The organism is Pseudomonadota bacterium (assembly GCA_008501635.1).
In the GTDB taxonomy this organism is placed as follows: domain Bacteria; phylum Pseudomonadota; class Gammaproteobacteria; order QQUJ01; family QQUJ01; genus QQUJ01.
Genome location: QQUJ01000010.1, coordinates 587669 through 605204, shown reverse-complemented (window position 1 = coordinate 605204; position 17536 = coordinate 587669). Strand labels below are relative to the sequence as shown.

Annotated in this window: 15 protein-coding genes and 4 tRNA genes; 1 reads left to right on the top strand and 18 read right to left on the bottom strand. The window is 59.5% G+C overall.

The features are described from left to right. Positions 1 to 28: 28 nt before the first annotated feature. The 12 genes from rpoB to DWQ09_05260 form a co-directional block, all read right to left on the bottom strand. Complete coding sequence (gene rpoB / locus DWQ09_05315; protein KAA3629655.1) at positions 29 to 4108, bottom strand: DNA-directed RNA polymerase subunit beta; 4080 nt, start codon at positions 4106 to 4108, stop codon at positions 29 to 31. 204 nt (positions 4109 to 4312) lie between these two features. Next, positions 4313 to 4693, bottom strand: a complete 381-nt coding sequence (locus tag DWQ09_05310; protein KAA3629654.1) for a 50S ribosomal protein L7/L12 — start codon at positions 4691 to 4693, stop codon at positions 4313 to 4315. A 70-nt stretch (positions 4694 to 4763) separates the two neighbouring features. Beyond that, positions 4764 to 5291: a 50S ribosomal protein L10 gene (locus DWQ09_05305; GenBank protein ID KAA3629653.1), complete on the bottom strand. Its 528-nt coding sequence runs from the start codon at positions 5289 to 5291 to the stop codon at positions 4764 to 4766. Between the two features lie 250 nt (positions 5292 to 5541). Then, positions 5542 to 6234 (bottom strand): 50S ribosomal protein L1, encoded by a 693-nt coding sequence (locus DWQ09_05300; GenBank protein ID KAA3629652.1) that lies wholly within the window; start codon positions 6232 to 6234, stop codon positions 5542 to 5544. Positions 6235 to 6237: 3 nt separating this feature from the next. Further along, positions 6238 to 6669, bottom strand: a complete 432-nt coding sequence (gene rplK, locus DWQ09_05295) for a 50S ribosomal protein L11 (protein ID KAA3629651.1) — start codon at positions 6667 to 6669, stop codon at positions 6238 to 6240. A gap of 114 nt (positions 6670 to 6783) precedes the next feature. Further along, positions 6784 to 7317: a transcription termination/antitermination protein NusG gene (locus tag DWQ09_05290; protein KAA3629650.1), complete on the bottom strand. Its 534-nt coding sequence runs from the start codon at positions 7315 to 7317 to the stop codon at positions 6784 to 6786. A gap of 2 nt (positions 7318 to 7319) precedes the next feature. Beyond that, a complete protein-coding gene (locus DWQ09_05285; protein ID KAA3629649.1) occupies positions 7320 to 7697 on the bottom strand; it encodes a preprotein translocase subunit SecE in 378 nt (125 codons plus the stop codon). A gap of 75 nt (positions 7698 to 7772) precedes the next feature. Next, positions 7773 to 7848: transfer RNA gene (locus DWQ09_05280), tRNA-Trp, on the bottom strand. Positions 7849 to 7926: 78 nt separating this feature from the next. Then, complete coding sequence (gene tuf, locus DWQ09_05275) at positions 7927 to 9117, bottom strand: elongation factor Tu (protein ID KAA3629648.1); 1191 nt, start codon at positions 9115 to 9117, stop codon at positions 7927 to 7929. Positions 9118 to 9216: 99 nt separating this feature from the next. Next, positions 9217 to 9292, bottom strand: a tRNA-Thr gene (locus DWQ09_05270). Between the two features lie 96 nt (positions 9293 to 9388). After that, a tRNA-Gly gene (locus DWQ09_05265) sits at positions 9389 to 9462 on the bottom strand. Between the two features lie 409 nt (positions 9463 to 9871). Then, a tRNA-Tyr gene (locus DWQ09_05260) sits at positions 9872 to 9956 on the bottom strand. Positions 9957 to 10210: 254 nt separating this feature from the next. Here DWQ09_05260 and DWQ09_05255 point away from each other — a divergent pair. Beyond that, entirely contained in the window at positions 10211 to 11533 is a 1323-nt protein-coding gene (locus DWQ09_05255) for a hypothetical protein (GenBank protein KAA3629647.1), read from the top strand. A 524-nt stretch (positions 11534 to 12057) separates the two neighbouring features. On the opposite strand, the gene DWQ09_05250 is transcribed toward DWQ09_05255, so the two are convergent. The 6 genes from DWQ09_05250 to DWQ09_05225 form a co-directional block, all read right to left on the bottom strand. After that, on the bottom strand, positions 12058 to 13236 hold the full coding sequence (locus tag DWQ09_05250; protein KAA3629646.1) for a cystathionine gamma-synthase: 1179 nt from the start codon (positions 13234 to 13236) through the stop codon (positions 12058 to 12060). Positions 13237 to 13270: 34 nt separating this feature from the next. Further along, a complete protein-coding gene (locus DWQ09_05245) occupies positions 13271 to 13777 on the bottom strand; it encodes a hypothetical protein (GenBank protein ID KAA3629645.1) in 507 nt (168 codons plus the stop codon). A gap of 309 nt (positions 13778 to 14086) precedes the next feature. Next, a complete protein-coding gene (locus DWQ09_05240) occupies positions 14087 to 14947 on the bottom strand; it encodes a sterol desaturase family protein (GenBank protein KAA3629644.1) in 861 nt (286 codons plus the stop codon). 10 nt (positions 14948 to 14957) lie between these two features. Further along, a complete protein-coding gene (locus DWQ09_05235) occupies positions 14958 to 15533 on the bottom strand; it encodes an aminoacyl-tRNA hydrolase (GenBank protein KAA3629643.1) in 576 nt (191 codons plus the stop codon). Between the two features lie 100 nt (positions 15534 to 15633). Continuing rightward, a complete protein-coding gene (locus DWQ09_05230; protein ID KAA3629642.1) occupies positions 15634 to 16290 on the bottom strand; it encodes a 50S ribosomal protein L25/general stress protein Ctc in 657 nt (218 codons plus the stop codon). 121 nt (positions 16291 to 16411) lie between these two features. Continuing rightward, complete coding sequence (locus DWQ09_05225; GenBank protein ID KAA3629641.1) at positions 16412 to 17350, bottom strand: ribose-phosphate diphosphokinase; 939 nt, start codon at positions 17348 to 17350, stop codon at positions 16412 to 16414. Between the last annotated feature and the right edge of the window lie 186 nt (positions 17351 to 17536).

Sequence of the window (17536 nt, the reverse complement as noted above, 5' to 3'; positions counted from 1 at the left end):
TTACGAGGTTCGTCACTTTTCCCAGCAACTAATCCTGCTCCAGCTCGATGTTGATACCCAGCGCGCGGATCTCTTTGACCAGCACGTTGAAGGATTCGGGCATGCCGGCCTCCATACGGTGATCGCCGTCGACAATGTTCTTGTACATCTTGGTGCGACCCGCCACATCGTCGGACTTGACGGTGAGCATCTCCTGCAGGGTATAGGCGGCGCCGTAGGCCTCGAGGGCCCATACCTCCATCTCGCCGAAGCGCTGCCCCCCGAACTGCGCCTTACCGCCCAGCGGTTGCTGGGTAACGAGACTGTAGGGACCGGTCGAGCGCGCGTGCACCTTGTCGTCGACCAGGTGGTTGAGCTTCAGCATGTACATGTAGCCGACGGTAACCGGACGTTCAAAGGCCTCACCGGTCCGCCCGTTGTAGAGCGTCGTCTGGCCCGACCCCGGGAGGTCTGCCAATGCCAGCATCTGCTTGATCTCCGCTTCGCTGGCGCCGTCGAATACCGGGGTCGCCATGGGCACGCCGGAGCGCAGATTATCCGCCAGCTCGACGATCTCCGCATCGTCCATGCTCTTCAGATCTTCTTTGCGGTTACCACCGGTGTGATAGATCTGATCGAGGAACTTGCGAATCTCGGTGGTTTTGGCCTGAGCATCGAGCATGGCGCCAATCTTGTTGCCCAGTCCCTTGGCGGCCCAACCGAGATGGGTCTCGAGCACCTGCCCGACATTCATTCGCGAGGGAACACCCAGCGGATTGAGTACCACATCAACAGGTGTGCCATCCTCCATGTACGGCATATCCTCCACCGGGACGATGATGGAGATAACACCCTTGTTGCCGTGCCGGCCCGCCATCTTGTCCCCCGGCTGAATGCGGCGTTTTACGGCCAGGTAGACCTTGACCATCTTCAACACGCCCGGCGCCAGATCATCGCCCGAGGTAATCTTGCGCTTCTTCTCCTCATACTTGTGATCGGCTTCCTCGCGCTGCTGTTTGAGCTGCTCGGCGGCCTTCTCCAACTGCCCGTTGGCCTCGTCATTCTTGAGGCGGATCTCAAACCATTTGTCGCGCGGCAGTTCATCAAGGTAGGCCTTGGTCAGCTTGGCGCCCGCCTTGAGCCCCTTGGGTCCGCCTTCAGCCACCTTGCCGACCAGCATCTTCTCGATGCGCTGGAAGACGTCCTCTTCGAGAATACGCAGCTGATCCTTGAGGTCCTTGCGCACCTGACTCAGCTCGGCCTCTTCGATCTGCAGTGCGCGTGCGTCCTTTTCGACTCCGTCACGGGTCAGCACGTGCACGTCGATGACCGTGCCTTCCATACCGGTCGGTACCCGCAGCGAGGTGTCCTTAACATCGGATGCCTTCTCCCCAAAGATGGCGCGCAGCAGCTTCTCCTCGGGGGTTAGCTGTGTCTCACCCTTGGGCGTCACCTTACCCACCAGGATATCGCCCGCCTTGACCTCGGCACCGATATAGACAATGCCAGACTCATCGAGCTTGGAGAGCGCCGCTTCACCGACGTTGGGAATGTCGGCGGTAACCTCTTCGGAACCGAGCTTGGTATCGCGCGCGACGCAGGCGAGCTCTTCGATATGGATGGTAGTGTAGCGATCTTCCTGCACCACACGCTCGGAGATAAGGATCGAATCCTCAAAGTTGTAGCCGTTCCAGGGCATGAAGGCGACCAGCAGATTCTGTCCCAGTGCCAGCTCGCCAAGATCCGTCGAGGGTCCGTCGGCCAGCACGTCAAAGCGGCTGATCTGATCGCCGACTTTCACCAAAGGGCGCTGGTTGATACAGGTGTTCTGGTTGGAGCGAGTGTATTTGGTCAAATTGTAGATATCGACACCGGGTTCGCCGGCGATGGTCTCATCGTCGTTCACACGCACCACGATACGTGCCGCGTCAACCGAATCCACCACGCCGCCGCGCCGCGCAACAACCGTGACACCTGAGTCGATGGCGACCGTCCGCTCGATCCCGGTACCCACGAGCGGTTTCTCGGCACGTAGCGTCGGGACCGCCTGGCGCTGCATGTTCGAACCCATCAGCGCGCGGTTGGCATCGTCGTGCTCGAGAAACGGGATCAGCGCCGCCGCCACCGAGACGATCTGGCGCGGTGATATGTCCATATATTCAACGCGATCCGGCGTCGAGAGAGTGAACTCGTTCTGGTGGCGACAGGAGACCAACTCGTCGGCCAGCTTGCCCTTGTCGTCGAGCGTGGCATTCGCCTGCGCAATGACAAAGTGCGGCTCGTCAATGGCCGAGAGGAACTCCACCTCGTCGGTCACCTTCTGGTTGACCACCTTACGGTAGGGCGTCTCCAGGAAACCATAGTCATTGGTGCGCGCGTAGACCGCCAGCGAGTTGATCAGACCGATATTGGGGCCTTCGGGCGTCTCGATCGGGCAGACACGGCCATAGTGGGTCGGATGCACGTCGCGCACCTCGAAGCCTGCCCGCTCGCGGGTCAACCCACCCGGGCCCAGGGCCGAGATACGGCGCTTGTGCGTCACCTCGGAGAGCGGATTGTTCTGATCCATGAACTGCGACAGCTGCGAGGATCCAAAGAACTCCTTGACTGCAGCCGAGACCGGTTTGGCGTTGATCAGCTCCTGCGGCATCAAGCCTTCGGATTCGGCCAGATTCAGGCGCTCTTTGACGGCGCGCTCGACGCGCACCAGGCCGATGCGGAACTGATTCTCCGCCATTTCGCCGACGCTACGGATGCGACGGTTACCCAGGTGATCGATGTCATCCACCGTGCCCTTGCCGTTACGGATCTCAATCAGCGTGCGGATGACATCCAGTATATCGTCGCTGGAGAGCACGCCGCCGCCCTCGATCTCTTTGCGACCGACGCGACGATTGAACTTCATGCGTCCGACGGCGGAGAGATCGTACCGATCTTCGGAGAAGAACAGGTTGTTGAACAGATTCTGAGCCGCATCGACCGTAGGTGGTTCACCGGGGCGCATCATGCGATAGATCTCCACCAACGCCTCCATCTGGGTCGAGGTGGAATCGATGCGCAGGGTATCGGAGACATACGGCCCGCAGTCGAGATCGTTGGTGTAGATGGTACGGATCTCCTTGGTACCGCTCTCGAGCAGCTTCTCGAGCAGCTCATCGGTGATCTCGTCATTGGCCGCGGCCAGCAGTTCACCGCTCTCGGTGTCGACCACATTGTGTGCCAATGTTTTTCCCATCAGGTACTCGCGCGGCACTTCCAGCTTTTTGACACCTGCGCTTTCCAACTCCTTAATGTGGCGTGCGGTGATGCGGCGCCCCTCTTCGACGATCACCTTGCTCTTGACCTTGATATCAAAACGGGCCGTCTCGCCACGCAGGCGTTCGGGCACCAGCGCCAGACCGAATTTTCCCTTCGCCAGGGTAAAGTGATTGGTGTCGAAAAAGACGCTCAGTATCTGTTCGTTGTCCATGCCCAAGGCGCGCAGCAGGATGGTCGCCGGCAACTTGCGGCGGCGATCGATGCGCACGAAGACGCAATCTTTGGGGTCGAATTCGAAGTCGAGCCACGAGCCGCGGTAAGGAATCACACGCGCCGAAAACAGCAGCTTACCGGATGAGTGGGTCTTGCCCTTGTCGTGCTCGAAGAACACGCCGGGCGAACGGTGGAGCTGCGAGACGATGACACGATCCGTACCGTTGATCACGAAAGTCCCGTTCTCGGTCATCAGCGGCAGTTCACCCATGTAGACTTCCTGCTCGCGGATATCCTTGACCGGTTTCGGGGTGCCGGAAGCTTCCTTGTCGTAAATGACCAGGCGCACCTTGACGCGCAACGGCGCCGCGTAGGTCATGCCACGCAGCTGACACTCCTTGACATCATAGACAGGTTCACCCAGCCGGTAGCTGACATACTCCAGCATTGCATTGCCGGAGTAACTGGCGATGGGAAATACCGACTTGAAAGCGGCATGCAGACCAATGTCGTTGCGACTCTCCGCAGCCTTGTCGGTCTGCAGAAACTTCTTGTAAGAATCAAGCTGGATAGCCAGCAGGTAGGGCACCTCGAGGATGCTGGGACGCTTACCGAAATCCTTGCGAATGCGTTTTTTCTCGGTGTAGGAGTAGCCCATCGGAATTCCTCAGCTCTGCGTTCGATTCGGTTGCCGAGTCATCTCAATTGTCCAGGCTGGCGCCGAGCGCGCGCGTGGACATCTGCTGACTCGTCAGCCACTGACGGGATCGCTTGCCGCCAGTGACATCACAAAAGGGAAAAGGCCGGTGGCCCTGGGGCCACCAGCCGGGTACTGCCACAGTCATGCAAAAGCGCGTCAAACTTATTTGAGCTCGACAGTCGCTCCCGCCTCTTCCAACTGCTTCTTGATCTCCGCTGCCTCGTCCTTGCCGGCGCCTTCCTTGACGGCGGACGGTGCACCTTCGACCAGATCCTTGGCCTCTTTCAGGCCCAGACCGGTAATAGCACGTACCGCCTTGATGACGCCCACCTTATTGGCGCCGAAACTGGCCAGCACAACATCAAACTCGGTCTTCTCTTCGGCAGCGGCTTCACCACCACCGGCGGCAGCCATCGGCATGGCGGCCACGGCAGCGGCGGCGGAAACACCGAACTTCTCTTCCATCGCGGAGATCAGATCAACAACCTCCATAACGCTCATGTTGGAAATGGTTTCCAGAATGTCTTCTTTGGATACAGCCATGGTAAACAACTCCTATCTCACTTTCCGGCCGCAGGGCGTACCGGATGTAACGTTTCGGTAACGCCTTGGTTCAGGCGGCCTGCTTCTGATCCCGGATTGCCGCGAACGTGCGAACCATCTTGGCTGTTGGCTCGTTGAGTGTACGCACGAACTTTTCGATCGGTGCCTTCATGACGGCCATCAGCAAGCTGAGAGCCTCCTCACGGGTCGGCAGACTCGCCACCCGTTCGATCTGCGCAGCGTCGACCAGTTCACCACCGATGGCGATGACCTTGGGTACCAGTTTGTCGTTCGACTTGACGAAATCGCGCACGACACGCGCCGCCGAACCTGGATCCCGCTGCGAGAATGCAAGCACCAAGGGACCGACCAGTGCGCTACCCATGCACTCGAATTCGGTCCCCTCGAAGGCGCGGCGCGCCAACGTGTTCTTCACGACGCGAATAGCGACGCCCGCGTCACGGGCCTTCACCCGCAATTCGGTCATCTGCGCGACGGTCAGACCACGATACTCTGCGGCAACCGCAGATAACGCGCTGCTGGCAACCTCGGCAACTTCAGCAACGACAGCTTGCTTTTGCGCAAGGTTAAGACTCACCAGTTCACCTCCTAAATGACGTCAGCTCAGGCAGCTGCCTTTGCCTCCGTGGTTTCGCAGACAGCCATGCTGCTCGACTGTCCACACCTAACGGCGACCGTCACCAGATAGAAATCTGATTCGGGAGCCACCGTCTGCGCAGGCTGGAGTTGCTCCATTAAGTCAACCGGATGGATCCGGCGACACCTGCGGTCTTTGACGGTCGCCGCGCCAGGATCTGATCGACCCGGACGCGGCGCCCCAAAGTCTGTTATGCAACCGTACTGGTATCGACGGCTACACCCGGCCCCATGGTCGTGGAGACGGTAATTTTCTTGACATAAATTCCCTTGGAAGCGCTCGGTTTGGCCTTCTTCAGGTCACCCATCAGCGCATCCAGATTCTCTTTCAGTGCCGCCACCTCGAAATCGAGCTTGCCGATGGTGCAGTGGATGATGCCGCCCTTATCGGTGCGGTAACGCACCTGACCCGCCTTGGCATTCTTCACCGCGCCCGCGACGTCGGAGGTCACGGTGCCGACCTTGGGGTTGGGCATCAACCCACGCGGGCCGAGGATCTGGCCCAACTGACCGACAACACGCATCGCGTCGGGAGCAGCAATGACGACATCGAAATCCATAGTGCCGCCCTTGACCTTCTCCGCCAGATCGTCCATGCCGACAATATCGGCACCCGCCTCTTTGGCGGCCTCGGCTGCCGCGCCCTGGGCGAAAACCGCGACACGCACCGCCTTGCCGGTACCACGCGGCAGCACGGTCGAACCGCGAACCACCTGATCGGATTTGCGCGGGTCAACACCCAGGTTGACCGCCACATCCACCGACTCGCGGAATTTCGCGCTTGGCACCTCTTTCAATAGCGCCAGCGCCTCGTCCACGGTGTAGAGCTTGCCGAACTGCAGAAGTTCACGAGCGGCCTTGACACGCTTGGTTAACTTGGCCATGGCTTATACCACCTCCGTATCAATGCCCATGCTGCGCGCACTGCCGGCGATGATACGCACGGCGGCATCCAGATCGTTGGCGTTGAGATCCGGCATCTTGATCTTGGCGATCTCCTCCAACTGCTCGCGCGTCGCCTTGCCGACCTTGTCACGATTGGGCACGGCGGATCCACTCTGAAGTCCCAGCGCCTTTTTGAGCAGGACCGAGGCGGGTGGCGTTTTGGTGATAAAGGTAAAACTGCGATCACTGTAGACCGTAATCACCACAGGCGTAGGCAATCCCGCCTCCAGGTTCTGCGTCTGAGCGTTGAAAGCCTTACAGAACTCCATGATGTTGACGCCGTGCTGACCCAGTGCCGGTCCGACCGGTGGGCTGGGGTTGGCCTGACCGGCCTTGACCTGCAGCTTAATATAAGCCTGAACTTTCTTTGCCATGATGGACTCCTTGGGTGCTAGCGCCGTACTCAGCAACGAACCGCGTTTCGGGCTCCCCGGTTGTGACTGATCCGCCGCAGATGGCACTCCGCGGCGGCTTGAAAAAATCTATTGCTACCCCTTCTCGATCTGACCGAACTCCAGTTCGACTGGTGTTGAGCGACCAAAAATCAATACCGCCACCCGCAGGCGGCTCTTCTCGTAATTGACCTCTTCGACCACGCCCGTGAAATCGGCAAAGGGGCCATCCGTTACACGGACCACCTCGCCCGGCTCGAAAAGCACCTTGGGCCGCGGCTTTTCGACACCGTCCTGGACACGTTGCAAAATCGCATCGGCCTCCTTGTCGGAGATCGGTGCCGGGCGATCGCTGGTACCGCCGATAAAACCCATGACGCGCGGCGTATCCTTGACCAAATGCCAGGCCTGATCGTTCATCTCCATCTGCACCAGCACATAGCCGGGGAAGAATTTGCGCTCACTCTTGCGCTGCTGACCACCGCGCATCTCCACCACTTCCTCGGTGGGCACCAGGATCTCACCGAACGAGTCTTCCATGCCGGTGCGCTTGATGCCTTCCAGCAGCGATTTCTTCACCTGGTTCTCGAACCCGGAGTAGGCGTGAACCACATACCACCGTTTGGTCATGCTCAGCCTCCTCGCCCGATCAACTGCTTCACACCCCACCCTAAAAAGGCATCGAGTGCCCACAGGATCAGCGCCACCACGATGACCATCGCCATCACCAGCAGGGTTGTCTGCACCGTCTCCTGGCGGCTCGGCCATACCACCTTGCGCACCTCATTGCGCGAATCCTGGGCCAACCCCCAGAAACGCCGTCCGAGATCGGTGGTGTAGGCAATCGCCGCACTCGCCGCGACCACGACCAGGAGCCCGCCGACGCGGATCAGCAGTGACTGCTCGGCAAAATAGTAAAAGGCTGCTATTCCACCAGCGAGCAGCAGCAGGACCAACCCCAGCTTGACGGTATCGAACCGGGACTCTTCAGCTTCGACCTTGGTGTTCATGAATGACGCTAACGCTTCCCGTTATGCGTGAGTCAGCTATGTGCTTGCAGCCGTCGGTGTGCACTCTGCAGGAGATGGCAGGCCAGGAGGGAATCGAACCCCCAACCTGCGGTTTTGGAGACCGCCGCTCTGCCAATTGAGCTACTGGCCTACAGAACACACTCACCCGATGCGGCAACAGGGAGCACTAGCTCCCTGCTGTCTGCAATCAACAATTTTGCTGAACTGGTTACTCGATAATCTTAGCGACGACGCCGGCGCCGACCGTTCGGCCACCTTCGCGAATCGCAAAACGTAGTCCGTCCTCCATCGCAATCGGCGCGATCAGCGACACCGTCATCTTCACGTTGTCCCCCGGCATCACCATCTCCACCCCCTCGGGCAGATCACAGGCACCGGTCACGTCGGTCGTGCGAAAATAAAACTGCGGACGGTAGCCGTTGAAGAACGGCGTGTGACGACCACCCTCCTCCTTCGACAGAATGTAGACTTCGGCCTCAAACTTGGTGTGCGGGGTGATCGATCCGGGCTTGCACAGCACCTGCCCGCGCTCCACATCGTCGCGCTTGGTCCCGCGCAGCAGCACGCCCACGTTGTCGCCCGCCTGCCCCTGATCGAGCAGCTTGCGAAACATCTCCACCCCGGTGACGATGGTCTTGGTGGTGTCGCGGATGCCGACAATCTCAACCTCCTCGCCAACCTTCACCACCCCGCGCTCGACGCGCCCGGTCACCACCGTGCCGCGACCCGAGATCGAGAACACATCCTCGATCGGCATCAGGAACGGCTTCTCAACCTCGCGCTGCGGCTCCGGTATGTAGGAGTCCATCGCCTCGACCAGCTTGATGATCGACGGGGCGCCGATCTCGCTCGCGTCACCCTCCAGCGCCTTGAGCGCCGAACCGGTGATGATCGGGGTGTCGTCACCCGGAAAATCGTAGCTCGAGAGCAGATCACGCACTTCCATCTCCACCAGCTCCAGCAACTCGGCATCGTCAACCATGTCGGCCTTGTTCAAAAACACCACGATGTAGGGTACGCCCACCTGACGGGCCAGCAGAATGTGCTCGCGCGTCTGCGGCATCGGACCATCCGCGGCCGAACACACCAAAATCGCTCCGTCCATCTGCGCCGCACCCGTGATCATGTTCTTCACGTAGTCCGCGTGCCCCGGACAGTCAACGTGCGCGTAGTGACGCGCGGTCGATTCGTACTCCACGTGGGCCGTCGCAATCGTGATCCCGCGTGCCCGCTCTTCCGGGGCGTTGTCAATCTGGTCAAACGCCTTGAACTCGCCGCCGTGCGTCTCCGCCATCACCTTGGTAATCGCCGCCGTCAGCGTCGTCTTACCATGGTCTACGTGACCTATCGTCCCCACATTCACATGCGGCTTCTTACGTTCGAATTTTCCTTTGGACATCGTACGAACTCCCCAGACTCGAGTTTGCTAGTTTTCGTCCGAGCCAGCCGCTGAACCACTTCAGCGTCTAGCCCCACTACCTACAACCATTCAAAAATATGGAGCCCACAACCGGATTCGAACCGGTGACCTCTTCCTTACCAAGGAAGTGCTCTACCGACTGAGCTATGTGGGCCTAACCGCAAAGCAAAGAAGAAAAGGTGAAAGATACTCAATAGAGAGCGTTGACTAAATCCTTTGCCCTCTACCCCTTCGCCTTGTTCCTGTCCTTTGGAGCGGGTGATGGGAATCGAACCCACGTCATCAGCTTGGAAGGCTGAGGTTCTACCGTTGAACTACACCCGCACAGCCAACCTAAAATTATTGCGGGATCAGCCACCTCGGACCTTGCCGCAGACTTACCAATTCAGCACCTGCTAGACTCATCAACGGTCGAGAGGGGATATCCGCCCTCCGGGCAAGCGTCGCTGCGCGCCGGCTCGTCAAACCTCTGCTCGGCTCTCATCCTCCCCCGGGGAGGGCGATCCGAAGCTCAATGCCGGAATTACACACGGCCGTGCCCGCTACTTGGTGGAGGGGGGAGGATTACTCCAGGCCTTTGGCCTTCCGCCCTCCGGGCCAGCGTCGCTGCGCTCCGCTGTTCTTCGCCGCCGCTACGCGTCGGCTCGTCAAACCTCTGCTCGGTTCTCATCCTCCCCCGGGGAGGGCGATCCGAAGCTCAATGCCGGAATTACACACGGCCGTACCCGCTACTTGGTGGAGGGGGGAGGATTCGAACCTCCGAAGGCTGAGCCGTCAGATTTACAGTCTGATCCCTTTGACCGCTCGGGAACCCCTCCGGGAAAACGCAAGCCGTGTATTTTGCTGTTGGAACAATGACGTGTCAACAGCCAACTCCATTTAAAGTCAACTCACCGGGAACGACGTCTGTCGTCGTCTCGATCCCTGTCCGCTGGCATCACCCTCCCCCGCATGGGGGTAATGCCCTTATCTCCCCTTGGGTATGTCTTGGATTGCTGGGCGTGCTAGAAATTAGCTGACTACAAATGCATCAACCTATAAATAAACGCTTATGCTATTTGAGGAGGAGCACATGCATCGATTTACCCATCGGGCGATTCAAGGCGTATTAGCCGGCTTGGTCTGTTTTTCTGGTCCTGTTCTGGCCACCAACGGCTATTTTGCGCATGGGTACGGCACCAAGAACAACGCGCTGGCGGGGGCGGGTGTCGCACTTCCCCAAGACTCGCTGGCAGCGGCTACCAATCCGGCGGGCATGGCCTGGGTCGGGGACCGCATGGATTTCGGTGTGGGCTTGTTCAACCCCAACCGCGAGTACACCCCCGCAATGCCTACGGGGGCTACCGGTTATGGAGGCGGGGCCGGGTTAGCCAACGGCAACGGCACCACCATTGAAAGCGATAACACACTATTCCTGGTGCCTCATTTTGGTCGCAACTGGTCGCGCTCGGACAACAGCACTTTCGGTGTCACTGTCTACGGCAACGGGGGCATGAACACCGAATACAAGGCAAGCGACACACCAGGAGGGTACGGGACATTCGGCAACGCCATGTCGCCGGCCGGCGACGCAGGGGTGGACCTGATGCAGCTTTTCGTTGCCCCGACCTATGCCAAGAAGGTCAGCGATAAATTTACCTGGGGCGCCAGCGCCATCGTCGCCTATCAGCGATTCGCCGCCAAAGGCCTGATGAACTACGGTGGTCTCTCCACAGATGCGACCAAACTCACCAACAACGGCCACGATGACTCGTTTGGATTGGGTGCGCGAGTAGGCATCCTGGCTCAGGTCAGCCCGGCAGTCACTTTTGGCGCTTCATACCAAACCCGCGTCTACATGCAGGAATTCGACAAATACGCGGGACTCTTTGCCGAGCAGGGTGATTTCGACGTCCCGGCCAACGCCACCATTGGCATTGCCTGGAAGACCTCCGACAAGTCGACCCTGGTTGCTGACCTCCAATGGATAGGCTATAGCGACATCGCAGCCGTCGGAAACCCTATTTCACCCAATATCACTAATTGCATGGGGGCAATGGCGAGCTACTGTTTGGGCGGCGACAACGGCATCGGCTTTGGATGGGACGATATGACCATTCTCAAGCTCGGCTATCAGTGGCAAACCAGCCCGGAGATGACTTGGCGCCTCGGCTACAGCCATGGCGATCAACCGATCCCCACCTCCGAGTTGGTCTTCAATATCCTGGCGCCCGCCGTTATCGAAGATCACGTCACCTTCGGCTTCACCAGACAGACCGGCAAGGATAGCGAATTCAATTTTGCGGTTATGCATGCGCTGGAGAATTCCGTTTCGGGAAATCCAACCGGCGAGCAAGCCATCGAACTCAAAATGAACCAGTGGCAGGTCGAGGCCAGCTGGGGTTGGACATTCTGATCGCTCCCGATGCCGCACCTCCGCCAGTTCCGCTGGTGGGGGTGCGGTGTATGTCTCAGTCGACTTGAACCCTATTGCATCGGTATGGGACTAGAAAATCGGACACGCTGTTGCCTTTTGCCGAATGTGTGAAGCCTCATCACCGCGCGTAGCATTTGATTGAAACGAATCGCCGGCCGCCAGCGGAATGCTCGACGGCGCTGGCAATGGCCTGCGGAACCGCAGGCACGCCACACTGCGGCGGGTGCGATCCAGCCGTAAGAATGGCTCGACGAAGGATTACCGAAGCGCCCGCGCAAATACGGCTCCACCGCCGCGCACTTCGGGATCGATCGGGGTCGTGGCGTTGTAGTCGAGATGGATCGATTTCATCTGCGTGCCTGAATCATCCGTTAACCACCTTTCAGCGCAGCTGGACGGTGCTGCGGCAAGGCGCATCCCGCAGGGAATGGCGTGCACTTTTCAAGGGATGCAACGCCGAGTTGGCCCGTTTACGGGGCTCTTCAAGATGACGAACGGATGAATCATGACGCTAGCGCCAGCTCCAGATCGGCGATGAGATCGGCGACGTCTTCCAATCCCACCGAGAGTCGCACCATCGCGTCGGAGATACCGCGACGCTGGCGCTCCGCGGGCGACAGCCCATGGTGAGTGGTGGTCACCGGTTGGGTGGCGAGGCTCTCCGCGCCACCGAGACTGGCGGCAAGAGTAAAGAGCTGCAGCCGATCGGCGAAGGCGGCGGTTCCGGCAAAGTCAGTGGCCAACTCCAGGGTTAGCATCCCGCCGAAACCCGACATCTGCCGCGCGGCCAGGGCGTGCCCAGGGAACGCCGGCAGGCCTGGATAGAGCACACGGCGGATGCGTGGGTGCCGCGCCATCGCCTCAGCGACCGCCTGGGCGGAGGCATTCTGCTGGCGCACCCGCGGCACCAGCGTACGCAGGCTGCGCGCCAGCAGATTGCAGGTCTCGGGGGCCGGCATGGAACCGAGATTCTTGCGCCACCCCCACACCGGCGCCAGCAGTTCAGCCGGGCCCATCAGCGCGCCCATGGTGAGGTCGCTGTGACCGCCGAGGTACTTAGTGGCGCTGTGCACCACCAGATCCGCCCCCAGCGCCAGGGGCTGCTGGTTGACCGGCGAGGCGAAGGTGTTATCCACCGCCAGCAGCGCGCCATGGGCGTGAACCTGTTCGGCCAGGGCGGCAATGTCGAGTATCTCCAGCGTCGGATTGGTGGGCGTTTCCAGAAAAACCAGCCGCGCCCCTTCCCCGAGCAGGCCATCGAGCCGCTCCAGCTCGGAACCCAGGATCAGGTGGGTGGTGATCCCGAGCAGCGGCAGCTGTTCGCCGATCAGCTCCAGCGTCCCGCCGTAGGCGTCGCCGATGCAGACGATGCCGGCGCGGCCATGAGTGAGGAACAGTGCCGTCTCGGCCGCCATGCCGGAAGAAAATGCCCAGGCCGCTTCCGCCCCTTCCAGGGCGGCAAGCTTGGTTTCGAGACTGCGTATTGTCGGGTTAAGACCATACCGCGTGTAGAGGCTGCCCGTGGTGCGCCCCTCGACCACATCGAGTACTGCCTGGGTGGAATCGAAGGCGAAGGTGGTGCTGGTGTAGATCGGCGAGTGCGGACTGCCGTGGGCGTCGTCCAGCTCGCCCGCATGCACGCAGCGCGTCGCCAGGCCGGTTTGGTTGAGTTCATCGGTCATAAGAACGCCCCTTTGCCTGTTGTTATTGCGTGGCTCAGTAGATCGGGATCAGTGCATAGCCCTGTTTCTGATACCCGATCAGCGAGACAAAGGTGTTACCCACCGGCTTGATGCCTTTGAGGATGGTCTTGTTGTCGATACCGAAAAGCCGTGTCGCCACCGAGCAGGACTCCATTCGGACACCGGGACGTTGATTCATCCGCTGCAGCAGGGCGACGATCTCCTCCAGCGCCTCCTCGTCGTCGAGCGGCAGATTCTGTGGCGCGGTGGAGATCAGCTTCACCACCGGGCCATGGAAGGTAAAGACCATGTCAGGCGTCACATTCTGGCGCTTGAGATCGTCGTAGGTCTCCTCGATCACCTTGAGAAACAGCAGCAAACTCTTGGGGTCACCCTTGGTGATATCCCACACCACCCGGCCTTCGCTGACGCCCTTCAAGGCATCGGCATCGTTGGGCTTTGCAGCATTTGCGACCCCCATAAAGACCATTGAGGCAAGCATGACTGCGAAGAAACGTTTTACTGCATATTTCACGTACATAGTTTTTTCCTCCCACCCACAGGTAATAAACAATGAATCGATATTGTGCCTGAACGGAAAACAATTTGCTCCTGCGTTGAATCTTCAAAAGACAGGCATCCTGTCACATTCCAGTGTTCACTTCGCAAGTTCGTCCATACGGCTGTGCTGAGCGCCATCAGGAACACCGTCACCACGGCATCCAACACCACAACGGCCACCCTCACCGCTATTCAAACTTGCGGAGCCACTATGTCGAGATGGTCGCGCCAAACGACCGCACTCGCGACGGCGGCTACCAGCCCAACCAACAGCAGGGGTCGCATGAGACTACGAACGCTCATCCTTCCCACCCCACTGACGGCGGTTGATGGCGTACTCTGTCACCGGCGCTGCGAACGGCAACCACAGCATGGCAGACAATCGGTCGCACTGCCGCGGATCGCGGAAGGTGCGGATACCGATGATCATCCCCTCATGCCCGCCGCGCGGCTGGGCGCGATATGTTCCAAACAACCTATCCCACCACGGCAGGTTGAATCCGAAATTGCTGTTGGTCTCGTCATCCTCGATAGAGTGGTGGACGCGGTGCATATCCGGGGTGACTACCACCATGCGCAGCAGTCGGTCGATCACCAATGGCAAACGCGCATTCGAGTGATTGAACATTGCCGTGGCGTTGAGCACGATCTCAAATGCGACTACCGCGGCCGCGGGGGGGCCCAACACTGCGATCACTGCGAACTTGATGAGCATCGAGAGGATGATCTCTAGCGGGTGGAAGCGTGCACCGGTGGTGACATCGAAATCGAGATCAGCGTGATGCACGCGATGCAGCCGCCACAGTGCCGGCACCGCATGAAACATCACATGCTGCATATAGATGGCGAAATCGAGGAGCACGACCGAGCCCGCGAAGGCCAGCAACGGGGGAACCGCGTAGTGATTCAACAATCCCCACCCGCCCTGTTCCGCCGCCAACGCCATGCCGACCGCAGCAGCGGGAAAGAGCAGACGCAACAGCACCGTATTGAGCACCACAATACCGATATTGCTCGCCCAGCGACCGGCCTTGCCCACCGTGAGTTGGCGGCGCGGGGCTAGTAGTTCCCAGGACGCCATGACCGCGAAAACGCCAAAAAAGACGCTCAAACGAACCCAGCTCTCGTAGTGAATCAGAAAATCGGACATCGTGTCGCCTCTAATCGGGCGTGTGCAACCCCGTCATCGCGCGTTGCATCTGACCTGCAACTATCTCCGGCAACCAGCGTAGCGCCTTGTCCATCGCACGCTCGATCTCCTGCTTCTCTTCCGAGCGGGGCTTACGCAACACGTAGTCGACCACATCGTCGCTGTGCCCGGGATGACCGACACCCAGTCGCAAGCGGTAGAATTCCTTGCTCCCCAATGCGGCGATGATGTCACGCAATCCGTTGTGTCCACCGTGCCCACCGCCCTGCTTGAGCCTGACGATACCCGGCTCCAGATCAATTTCGTCGTGCACCACAAGAATCGATTCGAGCGGAATGCGATAAAAACCAGTCAGCGCTGCAACTGACTGGCCGCTGCGGTTCATATAGGTGGTCGGTTTCAACAAGCGGACAGCGTGACCATGTACCGAGGCGCGTGCCGTTTCACCATGAAACCGTGCTTCCGGGCGCATGTTTGCGTCACTCAATCGGACTACATCGTCGAGCCACCAGAAGCCGGCATTGTGGCGAGTGTCCCGGTATTCGCTACCGGGGTTTCCGAGTCCGACGATTAACTCAATGGCCAAATGAGTTCCATCCTATCTCGCATACGCTAAAACAGGCGGGGCCGGTACCCTGGTAGGCAACCGGCCCCGCTTCACTGATGGCAGAAGAAAGCGCGCGGTCTTACTCGACCTCACCTTCGCCTTCGCCTTCGCCTTCATCCACACCCTCGGCGGCCTCTCCTTCGTCAGTTTCTTCGGCGCTACCACGACTCAGAATTGATGCCACCGGCTCGTCACCCGCGGAACCGTGGGCCAAAGCATAGATCTCGACTCCCTTGGGCACCACCAGCTGTGCCAAGTGCAGGGTATCACCCAGATTCAAACTCGAAAGATCGACCTCGATGTACTCGGGCAGATCCTTCGGCAGACACTGGATTTCGACATCCGGCATCTGATGCGAAACCAGACCACCCTCACGCACGCCGGGCGCCTGGCTCTCGTTGATGAAGTGCAACGGCACGTGGAGGCGAATTTTCTCTTTGGCGCTGACACGCTGAAGATCCACATGCATTACACGCAGCTTATAGGGGTGACGCTGCAGATCCTTGAGAATGACCTGCTCCTTCTTGCCCGCCACCTCGAGACTGAGGATATGCGAGTAGAAGGCCTCATTGTCCAGGTTGTGCAGCAGTTGATCGTGATCCAGCGTGATGGTGGTCGGTGCCTTGTCGGCGCCGTAAACGATGGCTGGCACGCGGTCGGCACGACGCAGGCGGCGGCTCGCACCTTTCCCCGCGTCCTGGCGCAACTCGGCGCTCAACGTAAAATCAGTTGTCATTGCATTTCACTCCTAACAGTAACGCTAAATCCGCCTCGCGGCGGCCAAATACCCTCCCCCGCGACCAAGGGAGGCATCACAACAGGGTCGCCGAACACCTTCAGGTATTCGGCATACCCCGTTAATCCATATACATCGAACTGACCGATTCGTCTTGCGAGATGCGGCGTATGGTCTCGGCCAGCATTCCGGCGATGCTCAACTGACGAATGCGGGGGCACTCATGCGCAGCACCCTGCAACGGGATGGTATCGGTCACCACCAGCTCATCCAGCACCGAGTTTTCGATATTGGAGATCGCCTTGCCCGACAGTACCGGGTGCGTACAGTACGCCACCACTTTCAATGCGCCGCGCTCTTTCAAGGCCTTGGCGGCGTTGCACAGCGTACCCGCAGTATCGACCAGGTCGTCCACGATCACGCAGCTGCGACCTTTCACATCGCCGATGATGTGCATAATCTCAGACTCGTTGGCACGCGGACGACGTTTGTCGATGATGGCCAGATCGGCATCATCGAGGCGCTTGGCGATCGCCCGGGCGCGCACCACACCACCCACATCCGGCGAAACCACGATCAAATTCGGGTGCTTCTGACGCCAGATATCGCCCAACAGAATGGGGGATGAGTAGACGTTGTCCACGGGTATATCGAAAAACCCCTGGATCTGGTCGGAGTGCAAATCCACCGTCAACACCCTGTCGAAACCCACCCTGCAGATCATGTTGGCAACCATTTTTGCCGAGATCGGCACCTTTACCGAGCGTGGCCGCCGGTCCTGGCGCGAATAGCCGAGATAGGGGATCACCGCCGTCAACCGCGAGGCCGATGCGCGGCGCGCCGCATCCGCCATCAACAGCAGTTCCATCAGGTTGTCATTGGTCGGCGCACAGGTGGGTTGAATGATAAACACATCCTGGCCACGCACACTCTCCATGATCTCGACCATGATCTCGCCGTCACTGAACCGGCTGACCACCCCCTTGCCCAGGGGCAGATTAAGGTGGCTGGTAACCGCGCGCGCCAGATCGGGATTGGCGTTACCGGAGAAAACCATCATCGACGATTCAGGCACTGACTGTTCCCCATAGGGCGGATGATGCGGCGGACTGCTTCAATCGAACGCTTAATATTAAAGCGGTACTGCCTCAATATGGCTGGGGTGCCAGGATTATTCGGACCTGTGGCCCTCACCCCTGCGGGGCCAGCGTCGCTTTCGCGTCGCTGTTCTTCGCCACCGCTGCGC

Coding starts and splice junctions, on each gene's coding strand:
- rpoB (KAA3629655.1), bottom strand. CDS start 4,108: ATGGGCTACTCCTACACCGAGAAAAAACGCATTCGCAAGGATTTCGGT.
- DWQ09_05310 (KAA3629654.1), bottom strand. CDS start 4,693: ATGGCTGTATCCAAAGAAGACATTCTGGAAACCATTTCCAACATGAGC.
- DWQ09_05300 (KAA3629652.1), bottom strand. CDS start 6,234: ATGGCCAAGTTAACCAAGCGTGTCAAGGCCGCTCGTGAACTTCTGCAG.
- rplK (KAA3629651.1), bottom strand. CDS start 6,669: ATGGCAAAGAAAGTTCAGGCTTATATTAAGCTGCAGGTCAAGGCCGGT.
- DWQ09_05290 (KAA3629650.1), bottom strand. CDS start 7,317: ATGACCAAACGGTGGTATGTGGTTCACGCCTACTCCGGGTTCGAGAAC.
- DWQ09_05285 (KAA3629649.1), bottom strand. CDS start 7,697: ATGAACACCAAGGTCGAAGCTGAAGAGTCCCGGTTCGATACCGTCAAG.
- tuf (KAA3629648.1), bottom strand. CDS start 9,117: ATGTCCAAAGGAAAATTCGAACGTAAGAAGCCGCATGTGAATGTGGGG.
- DWQ09_05255 (KAA3629647.1), top strand. CDS start 10,211: ATGCATCGATTTACCCATCGGGCGATTCAAGGCGTATTAGCCGGCTTG.
- DWQ09_05250 (KAA3629646.1), bottom strand. CDS start 13,236: ATGACCGATGAACTCAACCAAACCGGCCTGGCGACGCGCTGCGTGCAT.
- DWQ09_05245 (KAA3629645.1), bottom strand. CDS start 13,777: ATGTACGTGAAATATGCAGTAAAACGTTTCTTCGCAGTCATGCTTGCC.
- DWQ09_05240 (KAA3629644.1), bottom strand. CDS start 14,947: ATGTCCGATTTTCTGATTCACTACGAGAGCTGGGTTCGTTTGAGCGTC.
- DWQ09_05230 (KAA3629642.1), bottom strand. CDS start 16,290: ATGACAACTGATTTTACGTTGAGCGCCGAGTTGCGCCAGGACGCGGGG.
- DWQ09_05225 (KAA3629641.1), bottom strand. CDS start 17,350: ATGATGGTTTTCTCCGGTAACGCCAATCCCGATCTGGCGCGCGCGGTT.